An 18231-nucleotide genomic window follows, 5' to 3' on the forward strand; every position below is an offset into this window, starting at 1 on the left:
CCTCTCAACAAGGATCTCTACTGGAAGCCCATTCCGATCAGCATACCATGGTGCTATAACCCTATACCCCTTCATCCTTAGATACCTAGCCACCATATCGATCTGGGCATAATGTGCAGCACCACCAACATGCCATTTCCCAGATGTATATGGTGGAGGTGTATCGATTACTATGATCCCCTTATCCCCTCCATAGGTCTCCGATCTATATAGCCCCTCAGCCTCCCACCTCTCTATTAGCTCAACCTCCCTCCTATGATCCCACCTAGTCTCCTTGATCAGATCCTCACCCATAGTCTCAACCTATACCGCTCCTCCAAGTTATAGCTAGTAGAACTATTTAGCTTTGCCCTCAATAAATAATAGCTAATCTAATATATTTTACAGCTGAAAACATAACTACAAAGAGCTAAGAATACCAGCAATGTTATGTCAACCTCGTTATTAACAATCTTTTAATTTACTTAATTGATCAGCCTTGGCTTATCACAATCATATGGAGCTATTGCTATAATAAATTAATATATTAAGAATAGCAGCACTAGAACCCAAGAGAGCAGATAGCAGAGCAATATAGAGGAACATCTATATGGGTTTTCACAGCATCTATGATTTTGAGTAGAGCATATGCTGACACCCTCAAGCCTTTAGCGAGCTATCGCCATATGGAAAAATTAAAATATATCCCCATATATATATATGGAGTCACCATGATTAGGAGGGTGCTAAGTGGATTATTCATCATATTATCGATATTGGGTGCTCAGTTAATAGCGATAGTATCCTTCTCTACCATAGAGGATTCTGATGTTTTAGTGCTTAGAAAAGGTGTAGAATTATGATACCTAAAAGATATAAGAAGATACTTACTCCTAAAGTAGTGTTATCCTTATGGGCAGTTCTCAGTCTAGTTGTTACACCGATAGAGTATGTCTCTGGATACTTTGTTCAGTTTGGTTTCATATACATATTGCTGCGGATTTTAAGCATAGCGGTACCTCTTATAGGGCTTATAGGGATCAATCTATGGAAAGAGAGATTCGATGACTTAGCAGTAGGCTATGTTATTGCTCTTACCATGGCGTTTATCCTTGCACCAACTATTATAAGAAATAGTTCCACATATGACCCCATTCTTAAAATACTCAATAATATTACGATGGTATTAGTGGTTATGGCACTAATCCTAATCCCGGTAGTTCTGTTTCTACATCTCTTTTTACAATCTAAATAGCTGGGGAGTAATTCAATATATAGAGCATAGATCGCTGAAACCAATAAGCATGGAAATATAGTTTTTAACTCTGAGCCCTCCACACTAAATACTAAGGCTTTTAGTTGTAAGGATAAGGATCTAAAACCCTGAACCATGAAATTGTGGTGTGGAGTATGATGAATAGATTTTCATAGCTACATTGAGATGCTATAGCTTATGCAACTAGCTAAGAGGAAAGCAAACCCCGAGTCCCGCGCTATGCGGGATGGGGGTAACATGCCTGGGACAGGGCATGAGGCTGAACTAGGCGAGAGCTTGGGATGTAGCCCAAACCCCTCCGCCCTAACGGAACCCATGCCCTTCAGGGCGGGGAGGAGGTCAGATCCATTTTAAGTTATGTTAATCCTCGGGCATTTTATTCCTTATAATACGTCACAACTAGGTTGATAGCCAGGACAACGGCAGCATTGTATATTATGCATATACTACTCCGGTAGCGGCCACTATAGTACCTAATATAGCTTCTCCAGTTATACCAGGTATTACAGCTAGATATCCTATAAATCCAGATCCCACGGTTGCAATTGCACATTCTCAGATCTTAGGCTAAGTTATTAAAGCATTGCTTGTAATTAATATATTGATGATGAAGCCGCTCCAAACCAAGGGGTGAGGATCTCGCGACGAACTGATCTAATAGGTTAAAAGCCCTGGTGGATAGAATATGTGGATCTCCAGCGGTGGTGATATGTCCTCAGAGAAGGGAGGGGTTCTCCCCGGGGTTACTAGGATAACTACGAAGGTTCCTCTGGATAGGGTTGGGGTTATAATAGGTGGTGGGGGTTCTATCATAGATATGCTTAGGAGGAGGCTTGGCGTCTCTATAAAGGTTGATAGCTCTACAGGGGCTGTGGTTATAGAGCCTATATCTAGCTCGACGCCTGTTTCTAATCTCCTCAAGGCTAAGGAGTATATAGATGCTATTGGATATGGCTTCTCGCCTGAGAGGGCTGAAAGGCTGTTGGATGAGGATCAGGTGTTAGTTGTTATAGATCTGAAGAGCTATGTAGGAGATTCCGAGAATCATTTGAAGAGGATCAAGGGTAGGATCATTGGTGAGGGTGGTAGGGCTAGGAGGAATCTTGAGGAGATAACAAATACATATATATCTGTTGGAGAGGCAACAGTAGCAATTATCGGTGGCTTTGAAGAGGCCGAAGTAGCTAGGCAGGCTATACAGATGCTGATCGAGGGTAGACAGCATACAACGGTGTATAAATATGCTGAGAGGCTTATGGCTGGGCTTAGGAGGAGAAAGCCGGGTCTCTGGTGAGCATTCTGAGAGGTGATCTTGTAGATTGTATAGACAATCTTATAGAGATCTTCGAGAGAGCTAGAGATATCCTTATAGAGCAGCAGTGGTTCCCAGAAGATCCTATGTCTATGAGATGGTGGGGAGGGCTTGAAACACCTCTAGAAATTATGATCACAGCTATACTTGTTAAGCTTAGCAAGTGGAGCTCAGCTCTAAAGGCGCTTGAGAATATGAGGTTAGAAGGCCTAGTAGATCTTGAGAGACTCGCAAAAACAGATCCTGAGAGGCTTGCTAAAACAATAAAAGGCGTTGGGTTCCCAAGAAGCAAGGCTAGAACAATCGTGGAGCTAGCGAAATATATAGCATCAAATGGTGGTATTGACAAGATAGCGGGGAAAGAGACAAACATATTGAGGAGAGAGCTCATGGGCATAGATGGTATAGGGAGGGAGACAGCTGACTCGATACTCCTATTCGCTCTAAACAAACCTATATTCCCAATTGCAAGGCTCTCCATAAGGGTTCTCAAGAGATTCTGCGGTGAAGAGCTAGGAGGATATGAGGATATGAGGAGAGAGATCGAGGAGATAGTGAATAGAGATCTATATAGGTTGAAGCTATTACACGCAGGCCTTGTAACGATTGCAAGCAGGTATTGCAGAAATAGACATCCAAGATGCGGAGAATGTCCATTGAGAGATAAATGCCTATATAGTAGAACCGTGATTAGATCTAACCCCTCTACCGCCTGAAAACAAGATCTTCAGCCCCGATCCCCTTCCCACCATAGAAGGGCGAGGCTTTCAGCTGTAAAAATATTAAGCCTATAGTAATATAGCATATTTGGTGAGCAGTGGAGGGCCCGTAGCTCAGCCAGGCAGAGCGGCGGGCTCCAGTTCGCTATGGGTCGGAAGACCCCCTCTGGGGGGATGATATGGAACTGGAGGGGCGACCCGTAGGTCGGGGGTTCAAATCCCCCCGGGCCCACCACATATGTGAAAGAGCTCCTAATCCATATCTAATAGCTAAGGCGTATCCCCATATTAGGTTATTAGTGTTAAAACGATTGATATTATGAGATAGAGGCTGATGAATACCCTCGGTTCTGAGTTGTGATGTAAAGGCATTTGGCTGAATCTAGGGAGGTGCTACCCGGTAGAACTTCACTATGTTATCTATATGGATTTTATATGCCTTCTCCTCTTCTAAGAGCCCTTCTCTCACAGCCTTCTCCGTGTTCTCAGCGATCTCCCATGGGTAAATCACCTTACCCGGCCTCGATGGATCGTCTATGTAGTCGCTTTCAAACATATATAGCCCCTCACCCAGCTTCCCGCTTATGGCTTGTATCACAGGGTATAGGGCTGGGATCGTTGCTGGGATTCCCATCGATAGCGCGTACTCTGCTAGGCCTGGTTTTGCGTGGTGCATCGCTATCCTTTCTCTCTTAACCCTAAGTCTCTTCACCCTGTTATCTATATCCTTAGCAGTTGCCCATCCCCCTTCTTCTAGATGTAGGTGTGCGATCCCATCTAGATCTCTTATCCCTTCTAAAGCATAGTCTAGGATCATCTCAGCTAGCACCACATAGTGGGGCTTCACCTGGTAGTGGGGCCTGCCTATCTCAGCCACGCCGTCGAGCAAACCTTCTCTAATATATTTCAATGCAAGATCGATTGCCCTTATAGATACACCATAGGCTTCCTCGGGCTTCATACCAAGCTTATCTATCATCTTATCCACCATAGCTGGGTGATAACCCCCTAGGCAAGATACTCTAAGCCCCTTCTCCCTCGCAGCCCTGCACTCAGAGATAGCTAGCTCTAGGGATTTTGTGAACCCCTCTAGATTCGGATCTAGGCCGAGGCTTGTAGGGGGTAGCGATACTATAGCTATAAACCAGCCCCCAACCCTCATAAATCTCTCGGCAACAGCCTTTGCACCGATCCCCCTCAACGGGTTTGTATGTAGATGCGAGTCTGCGTATAGCAAAAAGCAATCACCTTATATATCTAATCCACTCCTCAGGAGGCTTTACCCCCAGCTCCTCCAAGATCTTCAAGATCCTGTCTGAGGGTACTAGATAGTAGAGAGGCCAGTCCCTCAGCCTCGATAGAAGGGCCTTGCTTGTAACACCCTCTATCCCTGAGAGCCTTCTAAATCTAAACGTCGGCTCCCCCTTATCGTTGATCGATACATCCTCCACAACCAAGAAGCTAGGTGGATAGGCTGTATAGTCAACCCTATCCGTCCTAGTACCCCTTCTAATAGGCCCCTTACCATAGATCCCTATTGCTGGGATTGGGAGGAGGGATTTTATATCCTGATATAGCTTTTGATCCATGCTTGTACCCTGGTAATAGACCTCTCCATCCCTCTCCCACTGGCTCGGGTTGAAATGCGTGTTTAGTATCAAAACATGCCCCATATAGATCCCTCTAAACGATCTCGCTCTCATCAAAGAAAAGGGATATCTCGTATTTAGCCGCCTCAGGGCTATCAGAGGCGTGGGCTATGTTCTCGCTAACGGAGAGTGCATAGTCACCCCTTATAGTCCCTGGAGGGGCTTTCCTACCATCTGTGGGGCCGAGGAGATTCCTTACAACGCTTATAGCTGAGTCGCCCTCTATAACCATGAGAACCACGGGGCCTCTTGTTACGAACTCCACAAGCTCCTCGAAAAACGGCTTTCCCTTGTGAACAGCATATAGCCTCTCAGCCTCCTCCCTAGTGAGTTTCTTAAGCTTCATCGCAGCTATCCTCAGCCCCTTCCTCTCGATCCTAGATATTATCTCCCCCACAAGCCTCCTCTCATAGCCATCGGGCTTGATCATGAAGAATGTCCTCTCAACCGGCAGAGGGGTCACCTCCTCTGAGCCCCTAGATAGCTCGCTGTCCATGGAAGCTTCTTAGGATCTCTACCCATTTTGAAGTATTTGAAGCACTTCGAGGAGCAGAACCTCAATATAGATCCGTCGTTCCTAACAAACATGATCCCCGTCCCAGGCGGTATCTGGGATCCGCAGAAGCTGCACCTGTGGATGCTCACCATCCACTCCACCCCGATATATATAGCTAGTAACTCTTTAAAGCGTCCACAGATATATCTATGGGGTTAACATGTCACAGCAGGCTGAGAAGGCTGTGAAGTCCATAATAGAGGAGATAGGTATACCAGCAGAGGTAATCCAGATCATAGGTAGGACAGGTGTTACAGGGGAGATAACCCAGGTTAGGGTGAGGGTTCTAGAGGGAAGGGATAAGGGTAGGATCATTACTAGGAATATAAAGGGGCCGGTAAGGATCGGGGATATAGTGATTCTTAGAGAGACTGAGAGGGAGGCTAGGAAGCTCACAACTAGGAGATAACCCGGTGCCAGGCTTGCCTATCTACAACATATATATAGTCTCGTATAGTGAAGAATCTGCTGAGGAGGTGGAGAGGGAATTATCCAAGGTTGCAAGGATCCTGACTAAGAGTAGGAGTATAGTTGTTAGGAGCTTCTACTACTATAGAGTAGACACCTCCTCAGAGGAGGAAGTAGCAAGGGTTTTAAAGACATATGTTGATAAGGGGGATATATCCTGGTATAAGATTGAGAAGACCATGGGGTGATCCCGGTGGCTCTCCTAGGAACTAGGTATAATCCAGCGGAGGTTGAGGAGAGGGTTAAGAGGTATTGGGAGGATGGGAAGATATATGAGAAGCTTAAGAGCAGGAGATCAGATAAGATCTTCTTCTTCCTAGACGGCCCCCCATATCCAAGCTCACCCACATTCCACCCAGGCACTGGGTGGAACAAGGTTATCAAGGACGCTGTGCTTAGATTCTATAGGCTCAGGGGCTACGGGGTTATTGATACACCAGGCTATGATACACATGGGCTTCCAATCGAGTATCAGATTGAGAAGAGGCTTGGAATCTCGAGTAAGAAGGAGATTGTTGAGAAGATAGGTATAGATAGGTTTATACAGATGTGCAAGGAGTTTGTCTTCAGCAATGTCGAGTCTCTCTCAAAAGGCTTCAAAGATCTAGGTGTTATGATGGATTGGTCAAAGCCCTACATGACACTTAACAACGAGTATATAGAGGAGGCGTGGAAGCTGATAAAGGCTGCTGATGAGAAAGGCCTTCTAGACACGGATATAAGGGTTCTCCACTGGTGCCCAAGATGCGAGACTGTTTTGGCTGACTACGAGGTTACCCAGGAGTATGTGGATCTCGAGGATCCATCGATCTATGTTAAGATGCCCGTGAGGGGTAGAGATAGGGAGTACCTAGTGATATGGACAACAACCCCGTGGACTCTTCCAGCGAACACCTTTATCATGGCTAGAAGTGATGCAACCTATGTAAGGGTTAAGGTGGGGGATGAGACCCTTATCATGGCTGAGCAGGCCGTTGAAAGGGTTATGGGGGAGGCTGGCATCAAGGACTACCAGATTGTTGGTAAGATGTTGGGGAGAGATCTAGAGGGTGTTGAGTATGACCACCCGCTAGAGGATATAATACCCCTGCAATCAATCCTCAAGAACTACCATAGAGTTGTTATCGCAGATAGATTCGTATCCCTGGAAGAGGGTACAGGGCTTGTACATGCTGCACCTGGCCACGGACCTGAGGACTTCGAGGTTGCTAGGGAGAAGGGGTTCCCGGTATACTCCCCTCTAGATGATTCAGGTAGATTTACTAAGGAGGCTGGGAGATACGCCGGTATGGGGGCTAGAGATGCTAATAAGGAGATCATCGAGGATCTAAGGTCTAGAGGGGCTCTGCTAGCATATTCAAAGATAGTCCATAGATACCCGGTTTGCTGGAGATGCAAGACACCCCTCCTCCTAAGGGCTACGAAGCAGTGGATTATAAGGACATCCGCCCTGAGATCCCTTGCTGTGGAGGAGGCTTCGAAGGTGAAGTGGATCCCGAGGTGGGGCTTGGATAGGATGAGGCCCCTGCTCGAGGGTATGCAGGACTGGGTGATATCTCGACAGAGATTCTGGGGTGTGCCGCTGCCTATATGGATATGTAGGAGCTGTGGATATAGAATCGTTATAGGGAGTGTCAGGGAGATCAAGGAATATGGTGGTGAAGAGCCAGCAGATCTTCATAGGCCGTGGATAGATAAGGTAATACTTAGATGCCCTAGATGCGGGGGACAGGCTGAGAGAGTACCCGATGTAGCTGATGTCTGGCTAGACTCAGGCGTAGCCTTCTACGCATCGCTTGGGAGGGACGGGCTTGAGAGGTTTAAGAAGATGGGCCCTGTAGACTTCGTGGTAGAGGGTCATGACCAGACTAGGGGTTGGTTCTTCAGCATGCTTAGATCAGGTTTAATAGTCCTTGGCTCCGCACCATATAAAACGGTTCTTGTACACGGCTTCGTGCTCGATGAAAAGGGTAGGGAGATGCATAAATCCCTAGGAAACTATGTCGAGGTTTCTGAGGTTGTGAAGAAATACGGTCGAGACGCCTTCAGACTATTCGTGCTCTCCAACACAACCTGGGAGGATCTTAAGTTCTCTATGAAGAGGCTTGAGGACTCGCTGAGGGATCTTAATATAATGTGGAATGTCCTTCTCTTCTCCAAATCCTATATGGAGATAGATGGTTATAGATATTCGAGCGATGATCTTGATAGGCTTTCGAACCACCTGAGGATCGAGGATAGATGGATACTCTCAAGACTAGCATCGATAGCCGAGGGGGTTACAAGGGCTATGGAGGAGTATAGGATCCATGAGGCTGTTAACATGCTTAGAGACTTCATAGTAGAGGATCTATCGAGAACGTATCTCAAGATAGTTAGAAGAAGGGTCTGGGAGGAGGAGAACACCCCTGACAAGCTAGCTGTATATGCAACCCTCTTTAGAGCTCTGAAGGCTTGGAGTATAATGGCATCAATAGCTATCCCACATATGGCGGAGCTTATATACCAAGAGCTTGTCAGGAGATTCGATAGCTCGGCTAGAGAAAGTGTTGTCCTAGAGCAGTGGCCGGATATAGAGGATCTCTTGAGATATAGGGATGAGAGGCTTGAAAGAATGTTTGAGAGGTTAAGAGAGGTTTTCGAGGCACTAGCATCTGCTAGGATGAACGCTGGTATAAGGCTTAGAAGGCCTGTTGAGATGTGTATAGTTGCCAGCGATAACGCTGAATATCTAGAGGCTGTTGAGAAGGGCTCGAATGTTATAAGAGAGATGGTGAACTGCCAAGAGGTAATAGCTATGAGGGCTTCAGATGCTCTGGGTAAGATTATAAGGGTTAGGGCGAAGCCAGTGCTATCCTCTATAGGGAGGGAGTTTAGAGGCCTTGCAAAAGAGATAATAGGCTATATAGAGCAGAGGGGGGAGGAGGTGGCGAGGGAGATATTGAGGGGTTCTGTGAAGATTGTTATAGATGGTAGAGAGGTTGTGGTGAAACCCGAGCATGTAGAGATCGTGGAGGAGCCTATGGAGGGCCATGCAGTTGTTAAAAGGGATTGGGGCTATGCAGCGATAACCACGAAGGTCTCAGAGGAGCTGGCTCTAGCTGGGCTTGCTAGGGAGCTCATCAGGAGGATCCAGGTGATGAGGAAGGAGCTAGGGCTAAGCCTCGTAGATACTATAAGTGTGGATATATATTCTGAGGAAGATAATCTCAAAGCAATAGAGAGGATCAAAGAGGTTGTTGCGAGAGAGACTAGAAGCGCATCGATCAATCTGAGGAGATCCCAGCAAGAGGTTAGAGGAGCCCTTATAAGGGAGTGGGAGATAGATGGAGAGATATATGTGATAGCGATTTCAAAGCTATGAATAACACGCCCTTCCTAAACCATAGATTCGCCTGGTTTTTCTAACCTTTTGTCAGCATTTTGAAGTAGATCTTCATGCTCCTAGCATATCTAGAGTTATGGATTCTTGTTGTAAACATATGCCTCCTTCTAATCGGATCTGCAAATATGTTATAGGTTATCTCCTCATCTATCACTATAAAGGGTGATTCTATATAATCGCTCTCATATAGCCTGAATCTATCGATGATACTGGTGTCGCTAAAACCCTCTGTTAGGCTTGTTTGTTGCATCTGCACCATGTTTATATGCCCTTCTAAGAGCATCTTGATATGTCTAATAGCTGGGGATCCTCTGGGTGCGGCATACTCTATAACCACCCCCCTAGATAGAGCCTTTATAGATGGGATTAGAAGCTCCCTCCATGGGAATTCCATGGGCATGTTGCTAGTTGCTATTAAGATCTCTTTCGAAGCCCTCTCTATATCCTCTATAAGCATCGATATAAGCCCCTCTATACTCTCTATCATAACTACACCAGCAAGCTCTTGATCCCCCCTCCTTCTCGGAGATCTTGCTCCGGCCTTCTCTGCAAGTCTATTTATAGTCTCCACTATTCTAGCAGCCTTCTCCCTAGCCATCATACATAGATCTTCGGCGAGCTTGTTAGAGACAACCTCAGGCTTAACAGCATCTATAACAAAGGGTCTCGAAGATATCCTCACTGCGAGGCCCTTCGTTATAAGGGATCTAGCAACGCTATAACATTTAGTCCTGGGTATCCCAGCCACTTGGGAGAGCCTTGAGATCCCCGTTGGCCCTACAAGGATTAAAGCTATATAGGCTTTTGCCTCGTACTCTGTGAGGGAGAAGAAATCCCTTATAACAGCGAGCTCGTCTCCCCCTATTAGCTCGGATATGCTGTTCATAAGATCTCAAACCCACTATATAGATCTAGGTATTACGGATTTATATATCCCCCTATTCACCTCTATAACTCTATATACGAGCCCAATAATGGTCTTAGGATTAGATCTTGTAGACATGCTATTCAAAACTCTCTCAAGAAGATGTTCAAATCACAGCACAAGATCGTGAGGATGGGTTTTCCCAATATCCGTATTAAGATATCTATAGATCCTCCACGAGTATAGCTATTTCCCTCGCCATAGCATCAACAGCTTCCCCCAGCGTCTCTGCCTTTGAGAGTATGTCAATAGCAACACCATAGATCTTCCTCGTAAGCGGGCTTAAGCCGTCTAGCCAGCCTCTTAGGCTGATGGCCCTGCTCATTACCAGGATCTCTATTGATGCTATTCTGAGTCCCAGCTCAGCTATCTCCAATGCTTTGAGCCCTGCGTTGAGGGAGTTGCTAACATGATCCTCGTGGTTAGCTGATGTCGGGGTGTTATCCTGTGTAGCTGGTGTTGATAGGCTCTTAGCTCTATTTAGAAGGGCTGCTGCTAGATATTGCAGCATCATGAGGCCAGAGCTCTTCCCAGGATCTTCTGAGAGGAATGGTGGTAACCCACGGCTAAGATTTTTGTCGAGGATCGCTGAGATCCTCCTTTCGCATTGGATAAGGGCTGGGATCATCGATATGGATAGAAGATCCATGGCTATCGCTATATGGATCCCGTGGAAGTTGCAACCACTAACACACCCACCCCCTAGGATTACTGGGTTATCTGTCACAGCATTTATCTCTCTATCAACAGATGATCTCACATATTCCAGTGAATCCCTCAGAGCACCGAGTACCTGTGGGATACATCTATAGCTATATATATCCTGTATAACTCCTGATCTTCCTAGGTTTGATGATCCTTCTAAGATTCTATGTATATCCATAGCAACCCCTAGGATCCCTGGATGCTTTTTGAGGGATAGCATCTCAAGATCTATGTGCTGCTTCGGCGTCCCCATAGCCTGTATAGCAATTGAAGAGCTGATCTCTAGGGTTTTTAGAAGCTTCTCAGCAGCCACTAGAGCGTGAACCGCTATGGATGTTGACATGGCTGTGTTATTTATTATTGAGAGGGCCTCCTTAGGACCTAGCTCTAGGGGTTTGAGACCTTCTTCGGCAAGCGCCTGTGAAGATCTAAGAATCCTTCCCCCCTTCTCAACAAACCCCACCCCAGCTATGGCAAGTCCTATATAGGCCATTGGTGCTAGATCTCCACTAGCGCCAAGCGATCCATATCTAGGCACTATAGGCACTATATCTCTGTTCAACATCTCTATGAGGAGAGATATAACATCTGGTGATACCCCGGAATATCCTATTGAGAGCTGCCTCGCCAGTATAGCCATAGCACCTCTCACAATAGACTTGTCGAGGGGGTCGCCGGATCCCGCTGCATGTTCCCTCAGAAAATCCCTGGATCTCCTCGCGATCTCAGAGGGATCCACCTCGAAATCCTTCAAACCCCCAACACCTGTGGTTACACCATAGCATTTCCCCCCTCTTCTAATCAGCTCTAGAAGCTCCTCCCTCCTTTTCTTGAGGGTATCATATACCTCAGCCCTGATCGAGGCTCTAGCCCTTCCAACAGAGATCTTCCATATATCTCTATAGCTAACATCTCTTGAAAGATCTATCACCTCCATTGCCAGAATACCCAAACGGATTCGCGCTAATAACTTTTTATCATTACCCATGATCAGCCGGTGTTACCACGTATAGAGGGATAAAAATGTTTAGGAGATATATTGCGATGATAGATCATAGCTATATATTCTTTACAATCGAAAGCCTCGTCCCTTGGGGCGGGGAGGAGGTCAGAATGGAAATCCTAAGCCCATATATATTTGCTAACGAGATGTGAATTGGCAGAGCAATATGTGCAGGATCTTGGTTCTCTTTGGAGGTTCACAGCCTATATCTAGGTATAGGGATGCCCTTATAGAGAGTCTCTTGAGGGCATCGGAATTCGATCCATATGGGGGTTTTCTAACAGGTTCCAGAGGGATAAGCCATAGAGATGGCTGGGGGAGGCTCAGCGTTCTAATCACATCGAGGGGTGTTGAAAAGCTCTCTATAGCCAAGTCCATAGAGCCCTTCTATAACGATATAGATGCTAGGGCTCACCCACATCAGCTAGGATCTCGAGATGGGGCAGCTGTTGAGATGATCCATGTTAGGGCTGCTGCAACGGGTATGCCGATAAACATATTCTCGACACACCCAGCTGAGGCTGTTACTAGTGAGGGCTATAGGCTCTATCTAATCCACAATGGCACGGTGGATAAGAATAGGATTCTAGAGGATCTCGGGATCGATGGTAGAGGCGTATATGCAAGCCTCTATAACGATACATACTTCCTAGCACAGATGATCGCTACAAGGATAAGAAGCCATATAGATGAGGGGATCTTGAGAGAGATCATAGGCTACACGGTGTCAGCACTAAATATAGGGGCTATCCTAGTTAGGGAACGTGATGTAGAGGTGGTTGTGGGCAGCTTCTACAAGGTCTACGATAGAGCTGTTGAGAGGAGGAACTACTATAAAATCTATAGAGCGGTATCGAGCGAGCCGGTCTATATATATTCTTCATCAACAACTATAGATATATATAGGCCTGATCTAGATCTTGAATGGATCGAGATCCCCAATGGCTTATTCGAGGCATATAGGATCTGGTATGACGGCTCGCCTAGGGTTGAGAAGAGATTTGAAACAATTATTCTGGGTGATGGCTAGCATATCATCAAACTGATCCCATCTGGGGCTGGTGTCACGTGATCCCCACACTATTTAGAACGCCTGGTAGCAGGTTTATAAGAGATCCAGAGGATCTGAGGCTAGGCGATGTTGTTAGGAGAAAATGCGATACCAGCTGCGTATGCATAGCAGGCGCTCCCTGGGATTGGAGCACTGCTGGGAGGCCGGGGGCTAGATATGCTACTACCAGGCTAAGGGATTATCTATATAGCTTTAATGTTCATGAGGATATATGTGTATGTGATGCTGGAGACATAGATATAGCTCCAGGCGATATAACCACGACATCCTCTAGAATATACAACGCTGTGGGGGAGCTGTTAAGCATATGCAGAGGCTTCCTACTACTTGGGGGAGATCACAGTATAACCAGATACTCGGTATCAGCCGTGCTGGATAGGAGAGGCCCTGGAGGAGGGTTGGTTGTGTTCGATGCACATCTAGATCTGAGGAGGCTTTCTGAGGGCCTCTCATCAGGAACATATCTCAGAGAGCTTCTAGAAGAGAGGGGATCTGGCTTAAAGGTTGTGGTGGTTGGTGTTAGAAGGCATAGCGTTCCCAGATACATGTTTGATCTGGCTAGGAGGCTGGGTGTTACATATATAGAATCCGAGGATCTAAATCCCAGAGAAGTTGTGAGGATTATAAATGAGATCCTCTCGGAGGCTAAATGGATCTATATAAGCTTTGATAGCGACTCTCTAGATCCGAATCAATGTCCGGGGGTTAACTCACCATCACCCCTAGGTCTAGCTATGCGGGAGGTTGTGGAGATCTTGGATGGTATCTCCAAGACTAGAAGGCTTGTTGGGGGTGATATTGTGGAATATGTGCCAATATTAGATCATGGGGAGATATGTGGAAGGAACCTGGCCTATATAGCATATAGAATGATCCATCTCATGGGATCTTAGCTATCTAGGGCGATCGCTGGATCTCGCAACCCCTTATATCTTTCACCAAAACCCCATCTTTTATAACACATGCTATTGGTTCTCGGCGCATTAGATAGCCAAACCATCTATAGCTCGGCTGTGCCCATAGCACTATATCGGCTCTCGAACCCTCTATAAGGGATCCCACGCGCCCCCCAAGTCCAAGGCTATAGGCTGCGTTAACTGTTGCAGCTGCAATGGCATTTGCGGGGGGTAGTGAGAGGTAGTTAACAGCTAGATCTATTGTTGCCACCATATCGAGGTTCATGAGGGATGGGGAGTGATCTGTTGCAATAGCTATTATCGCCCCTCTCTCTAGGAGCTCCTTAGAAGGGGGTTTCCTACCCACCGTAGCTATCGCGGTGCTAGGTGCTAGCACAGCTGTGGAATCTGTTGATGAGATCCTATCGACAACCTCGATGGGTGTGTGGTTTAGATGATCTAGGGATGATGCTCCGAGCTCGAGGCCTATATCGCTACAACCTATATAGCTGAACTCATCCGCATGGATCCTCGGTATAAGGCCTCTGCTCTTACCAATAGCTAGTATAGCCCTAGCCTCACTCGGGTTGAAAGCCCCCTTATCGCAGAAGACATCAACGAATCTATATCCAAGCTCCAACGCCCTTGGGATCAAAACCCTTTCAAATCCATCTAGAATGCTCTTGAAATCTAGGTTGGGAAGTGGTATGTGGGCGAGCAGTGTTGAAACTATATTAACAGGGCTGTTCTCCGCAGCATGTGCTAGAACCTCTACCAGCCTTAGCTCGCTCTCAATATCGATCCCATAGCCGGTCTTGATCTCAACGGTTGTAACCCCGCTTTCGAGCATCTCATTAAGCCTCTCCCTAAGAGATGTTATTAAGAGCTCTCTACCAGCCCTCGAGGTAAGCCTCATAGTCCTCAAAATACCCCCTCCCCTGGCAAGGATCTCTGTATAGGATACCCCACCCAGGATCAGCTCCCTCTCATCCTCCCTAGATCCGCTATATAGAAGATGGGTATGTGGATCTATAAGGCCTGGTGTAGCTATATAGTTCGAGGCATCGATATACATCCTAGCCCTATATCTCCTCAAGATCTCATCCTCAGGACCTATAGCAGCAATAACACCATGGGAGATAGCGATAGCACCATCCTCAACAACCCCTAGAAACCCTCGATCAGCTCTCCCTCTAACAACCCTTGGAAGAGTAAGGATCTCTCTAGAGCCATGGATAATCAAATCAACATCCACATACCCTTGAGCCATGTATACCTCCAAAATAGATAGTTATAAAAGATATAGAAGATGTTATGATAAATGAACAGAGATGGATTTTTCGAGAATAAATTCTTTCTAAAACTATCATTCTTACTCGATGCTTAATCCAAACCATGCTTCTCATATCTCCTTAAACACGCTATCTATCTCCTTGCCATCATCATCTTTCCAATCGCCTGCGAGATCCATAGATCCCTATTTTTCTTTGTAAGCCTTAATATGACGGTTGAAAAACTCTCACCAGCCTCCTAAGTTTTAATAGAGCTTTATAAGCTTCGATCGATATCGTGATTGTCTTCTCACCAATTTATTTACCTAACTAGTTTATACGATACATAATTTTATAGATTCAATCTTTCCCACCTCGGAAAGGGTTACCGCTGTTCTAACTAACTTCTTAAGGGGTTTCTAGAAGAATCTGAGGTTCCCCTAGCAACTATACTAACCTCACGGCAAGGGAAGCTTTAGAAGACGGTGAGGAAGTAGCACATATACTTAATAGGCTAGGCAACCAATATTAGGGATCTATTGATCGGAGATCTAGTGTGTGGAAATATGTATTTCATTCCAACAGGCAATACTAAACACCTTAGCTGAATACATGGGCTAAAGCGATCTAGCATCTTAGATAAAGGATATGATAAAATTGTTGTTACCGACTAGCTATAGATTATAATAGCTATACATCAATCTTATTCCAAACCATCACAGTGAAGTCCACATACTACAAGGAACAGAGCCTCCCTGAAATTAAGTCTTATACTTTTACAACTGAAAGCCTCGCCTTAGGTGGGGGAAGAGATCGGATCATATTATTTAGGAAAATTAGAAAAGGATCTAGGTAGGGTGTAATGCTCTAGAATTGTGTTTAGAGGTTTTCATATCCTATCCACAACATATTTTTATTATTTTATTTAGATATAATAGTATCTGGTGGTGATCTATTGGGGATCCGAGATAATGTTAAGAGCTATTGGGGGAATGTTGTTGCATCCGCAGCCGGTTGGGGTCTCGACTCTTATGATTGGATCTCATATATAGCTGTATCCACGATTCTGGCTGATATATTCTTTAAACCTCTAGGACCATTCTACGGGCTTCTCTCGACTCTGCTTGTTTTCAGTATCTCCCTTGTTATAAGGCCTCTCGGCGGTGCTATCTTTGGAAGAGTTGCTGATAAACATGGGAGAAGATTTGTCCTCTATACAACGATGATTAGGCTGAGAATATTTTTATGTTTAAAGGAAATGTTTATATAGGCTGTTAGCTGAGATAAATTATGGTTAGGGATGTCTGAACTGTTATTGAGATCTATGGAGGCCTTCAAAAATGCTAGAGGAGGTTGGAGGTAGTGGCTAGGGTAGTGAGGACTGTTGCTGTTAGGAGTGTTAGGCTCCCTAGGAGGGTATTTAACATCTTTGTTGAGCTTGAGGGTATATATCGCAACATGGTTGAGCAACTAACGATATATGCTGTTAGGAGTGATATAACTAGCTTCACAAGGCTTAAGGCATTGAATTACCATGGGATGAGAAATCTATATCCAAATATACCATCTCATTATATATACAGCGTGTCAAGATGCTAGCTCTAGGGCTAAGAGCTTTATCAAGCGAAGGAAGAAGGGCCTTGCCAAGAGAGAATATCCAGAGATTAGAAATGTCTCGATATGGCTCGACGATCATCTCTGGGGGCTTAACAGCTTAACATCGATTAAGATAGCAACCCACAGAGGATGGGTAGAGATAGAGTTCGAGCCGCATAAACAATATTGGAGGTATATTAACCGTGGGTGGAAACTTGCTTCAGAGGCGAGGATAAAACTCGATAGGAAAAATAGACAGCTAATAATATATCTAACATTTGCTAGGGATGTGGAGGCTTATAATCCTAGGGGGCTTCTACCAATAGATGTTAATGAGAATAATATCACGATATTGCTTGATGGAATAGCATATCTATTCGAAACAGATCTGGGGAAGACAGTCCTGGGTTATTATTATCGTAGGAAGAGTGTTCAGAAGAAATACGATAAACCCTATGCTGATGCAAGGGTTAAGAAGAAGATTATGAAGAAGCTAAAAGAGAAGAAAAAGAAAGATGATACGAGGTGGAAGATAGCCAACATAGTTGTTAGAACAGCTCTTGAGAATGGATATGCCATAGTTCTTGAGAGGCTTGGTAAGAATCCAGCTGAGAACATGATCTCGAGGATCAAGGATAAACAGCTTAGACACAGGATCTTCCAGGCATCATTCAAAGGGGTTCAAAGAGCCATTGAGGAGAAGGCAGGGGAATATGGTGTCCCAATAATCTATGAAAATCCAAAGAACACATCGAGAGAATGCCCGATACATAATGCTGAGATAGTCTATGAAAAAGGATCCAGAGTAGGGGTATGCAGCGTTGGTGGAGAGAAGTGGCACCGTGATGTAGCATCTCTATGGAACCTATATCTCAGAGCCCGCCTGGGTGATGGGAGCGCTGCTCCAAGCCCAGGCGGGCTAAACCTAGATGGGAGCCCCGTGCCGTTGGGCTCAACAGCCACCCATGAACCCATAGGGATACCGAGATCCCTGTGGGCGAGGTGGAACTCCCTAGGTGCGACCATGAATTTATATAGAATGATTGGAATGACACCTAGGGAGAAACGGTTCACATGCCGGTTTCAAGACCTATTGAGAGGCTTATTGAGAAGGGCTATTACGATCCTGTGACGAGGAGTGTGAGAGCAATAAAGGGGAGGGATCTCCATGTTGATAGCAAGGACTGGCAGATAGAGGGGGCGCTTAGAATGCTCTTCCACGTCCTAGATCCAGACGTGGCTAAGGATCCTAAGAACCTAATTGTCTACGGAGGCACTGGAAAGGCATGTAGAAATTGGGAGGCCTTTGAGGATATAGTTAACACGCTTCTAACAATGAGAAGCGATGACACACTTGTGATCCAGAGTGGCAAGCCTGTTGCTGTCTTCACAACACATAGGCTCGCCCCGAGAATCGTT

Annotated in this window: 22 protein-coding genes and 1 tRNA gene; 15 read left to right on the top strand and 8 right to left on the bottom strand. The window is 45.6% G+C overall.

The genetic code is table 11. From position 1 onward, the window contains the following. Positions 1–294, bottom strand: a 294-nt coding sequence (locus QXE01_06755; GenBank protein ID MEM4970937.1) for a class I tRNA ligase family protein, incomplete at its 3' end; no start/stop codon positions are given. A 416-nt stretch (positions 295–710) separates the two neighbouring features. On the opposite strand from QXE01_06755, the gene QXE01_06760 reads away from it, so the two are divergent. The 5 genes from QXE01_06760 to QXE01_06780 all read left to right on the top strand — a co-directional run bounded on the left by QXE01_06760 (position 711) and on the right by QXE01_06780 (position 3521). Next, complete coding sequence (locus tag QXE01_06760; protein ID MEM4970938.1) at positions 711–842, top strand: hypothetical protein; 132 nt, start codon at positions 711–713, stop codon at positions 840–842. Next, complete coding sequence (locus QXE01_06765; protein MEM4970939.1) at positions 839–1234, top strand: hypothetical protein; 396 nt, start codon at positions 839–841, stop codon at positions 1232–1234. The genes QXE01_06760 and QXE01_06765 overlap by 4 nt, the downstream gene beginning before the upstream one ends. A gap of 730 nt (positions 1235–1964) precedes the next feature. Then, positions 1965–2549: a KH domain-containing protein gene (locus QXE01_06770; protein MEM4970940.1), complete on the top strand. Its 585-nt coding sequence runs from the start codon at positions 1965–1967 to the stop codon at positions 2547–2549. After that, a complete protein-coding gene (locus QXE01_06775; GenBank protein ID MEM4970941.1) occupies positions 2546–3283 on the top strand; it encodes a hypothetical protein in 738 nt (245 codons plus the stop codon). Before QXE01_06770 ends, QXE01_06775 begins: the two co-directional genes overlap by 4 nt. A 106-nt stretch (positions 3284–3389) precedes the next feature. Further along, positions 3390–3521 (top strand) — tRNA-Trp (locus tag QXE01_06780). Positions 3522–3668: 147 nt separating this feature from the next. Here the strand turns inward: QXE01_06780 and QXE01_06785 are convergent. Genes QXE01_06785 through QXE01_06800 form a run of 4 tightly spaced genes read right to left on the bottom strand, consistent with a single transcriptional unit; the run spans position 3669 to position 5583 of the window. Then, positions 3669–4523 carry a TatD family hydrolase gene (locus tag QXE01_06785; protein MEM4970942.1) on the bottom strand — a complete coding sequence of 285 codons (855 nt, stop codon included), beginning with the start codon at positions 4521–4523 and terminating at the stop codon, positions 3669–3671. Between the two features lie 7 nt (positions 4524–4530). Continuing rightward, the gene (locus QXE01_06790) at positions 4531–4992 is read right to left on the bottom strand and encodes a hypothetical protein (GenBank protein ID MEM4970943.1); all 462 of its coding nucleotides are present in this window, start codon (positions 4990–4992) and stop codon (positions 4531–4533) included. Further along, complete coding sequence (gene ndk, locus QXE01_06795; GenBank protein ID MEM4970944.1) at positions 4970–5389, bottom strand: nucleoside-diphosphate kinase; 420 nt, start codon at positions 5387–5389, stop codon at positions 4970–4972. The genes QXE01_06790 and ndk overlap by 23 nt, the downstream gene beginning before the upstream one ends. 5 nt (positions 5390–5394) lie before the next feature. Further along, complete coding sequence (locus QXE01_06800; GenBank protein ID MEM4970945.1) at positions 5395–5583, bottom strand: 50S ribosomal protein L24e; 189 nt, start codon at positions 5581–5583, stop codon at positions 5395–5397. A gap of 68 nt (positions 5584–5651) precedes the next feature. Here QXE01_06800 and QXE01_06805 point away from each other — a divergent pair, with 68 nt between their 5' ends. The 3 genes from QXE01_06805 to ileS are packed head-to-tail and all read left to right on the top strand — an operon-like array spanning position 5652 to position 9323. After that, a complete protein-coding gene (locus QXE01_06805; GenBank protein ID MEM4970946.1) occupies positions 5652–5900 on the top strand; it encodes a 30S ribosomal protein S28e in 249 nt (82 codons plus the stop codon). A gap of 4 nt (positions 5901–5904) precedes the next feature. Then, positions 5905–6147, top strand: coding sequence for a hypothetical protein (locus tag QXE01_06810; GenBank protein ID MEM4970947.1), 243 nt, complete (start codon positions 5905–5907; stop codon positions 6145–6147). A 5-nt stretch (positions 6148–6152) separates the two neighbouring features. Beyond that, the gene (gene ileS / locus QXE01_06815; GenBank protein MEM4970948.1) at positions 6153–9323 is read left to right on the top strand and encodes an isoleucine--tRNA ligase; all 3171 of its coding nucleotides are present in this window, start codon (positions 6153–6155) and stop codon (positions 9321–9323) included. A 40-nt stretch (positions 9324–9363) separates the two neighbouring features. Here the strand turns inward: ileS and QXE01_06820 are convergent, their stop codons facing one another. Beyond that, entirely contained in the window at positions 9364–10230 is an 867-nt protein-coding gene (locus QXE01_06820) for a helix-turn-helix domain-containing protein (GenBank protein MEM4970949.1), read from the bottom strand. Between the two features lie 202 nt (positions 10231–10432). Next, a complete protein-coding gene (locus QXE01_06825; protein MEM4970950.1) occupies positions 10433–11911 on the bottom strand; it encodes an aromatic amino acid ammonia-lyase in 1479 nt (492 codons plus the stop codon). An 86-nt stretch (positions 11912–11997) separates the two neighbouring features. On the opposite strand from QXE01_06825, the gene QXE01_06830 reads away from it, so the two are divergent. The 3 genes from QXE01_06830 to QXE01_06840 are packed head-to-tail and all read left to right on the top strand — an operon-like array spanning position 11998 to position 13942. Beyond that, positions 11998–12129, top strand: coding sequence for a hypothetical protein (locus QXE01_06830; GenBank protein ID MEM4970951.1), 132 nt, complete (start codon positions 11998–12000; stop codon positions 12127–12129). Between the two features lie 14 nt (positions 12130–12143). Beyond that, positions 12144–13007, top strand: a complete 864-nt coding sequence (locus tag QXE01_06835) for a hypothetical protein (protein MEM4970952.1) — start codon at positions 12144–12146, stop codon at positions 13005–13007. Positions 13008–13045: 38 nt separating this feature from the next. Further along, the gene (locus tag QXE01_06840) at positions 13046–13942 is read left to right on the top strand and encodes an arginase family protein (GenBank protein ID MEM4970953.1); all 897 of its coding nucleotides are present in this window, start codon (positions 13046–13048) and stop codon (positions 13940–13942) included. A 4-nt stretch (positions 13943–13946) separates the two neighbouring features. Here the strand turns inward: QXE01_06840 and hutI are convergent, their stop codons facing one another. Continuing rightward, on the bottom strand, positions 13947–15215 hold the full coding sequence (gene hutI, locus QXE01_06845) for an imidazolonepropionase (protein MEM4970954.1): 1269 nt from the start codon (positions 15213–15215) through the stop codon (positions 13947–13949). Between the two features lie 956 nt (positions 15216–16171). On the opposite strand from hutI, the gene QXE01_06850 reads away from it, so the two are divergent. The 4 genes from QXE01_06850 to QXE01_06865 all read left to right on the top strand — a co-directional run. Then, on the top strand, positions 16172–16486 hold the full coding sequence (locus QXE01_06850; GenBank protein ID MEM4970955.1) for a hypothetical protein: 315 nt from the start codon (positions 16172–16174) through the stop codon (positions 16484–16486). A gap of 83 nt (positions 16487–16569) precedes the next feature. Next, positions 16570–16815: a hypothetical protein gene (locus tag QXE01_06855; protein MEM4970956.1), complete on the top strand. Its 246-nt coding sequence runs from the start codon at positions 16570–16572 to the stop codon at positions 16813–16815. A 286-nt stretch (positions 16816–17101) separates the two neighbouring features. Continuing rightward, on the top strand, positions 17102–17944 hold the full coding sequence (locus tag QXE01_06860; protein ID MEM4970957.1) for a transposase: 843 nt from the start codon (positions 17102–17104) through the stop codon (positions 17942–17944). Next, positions 17887–18231, top strand: a 345-nt coding sequence (locus tag QXE01_06865; protein MEM4970958.1) for a hypothetical protein, incomplete at its 3' end; no start/stop codon positions are given. The genes QXE01_06860 and QXE01_06865, both read left to right, overlap by 58 nt.

Source organism: Sulfolobales archaeon (assembly GCA_038897115.1).
In the GTDB taxonomy this organism is placed as follows: domain Archaea; phylum Thermoproteota; class Thermoprotei_A; order Sulfolobales; family AG1; genus AG1.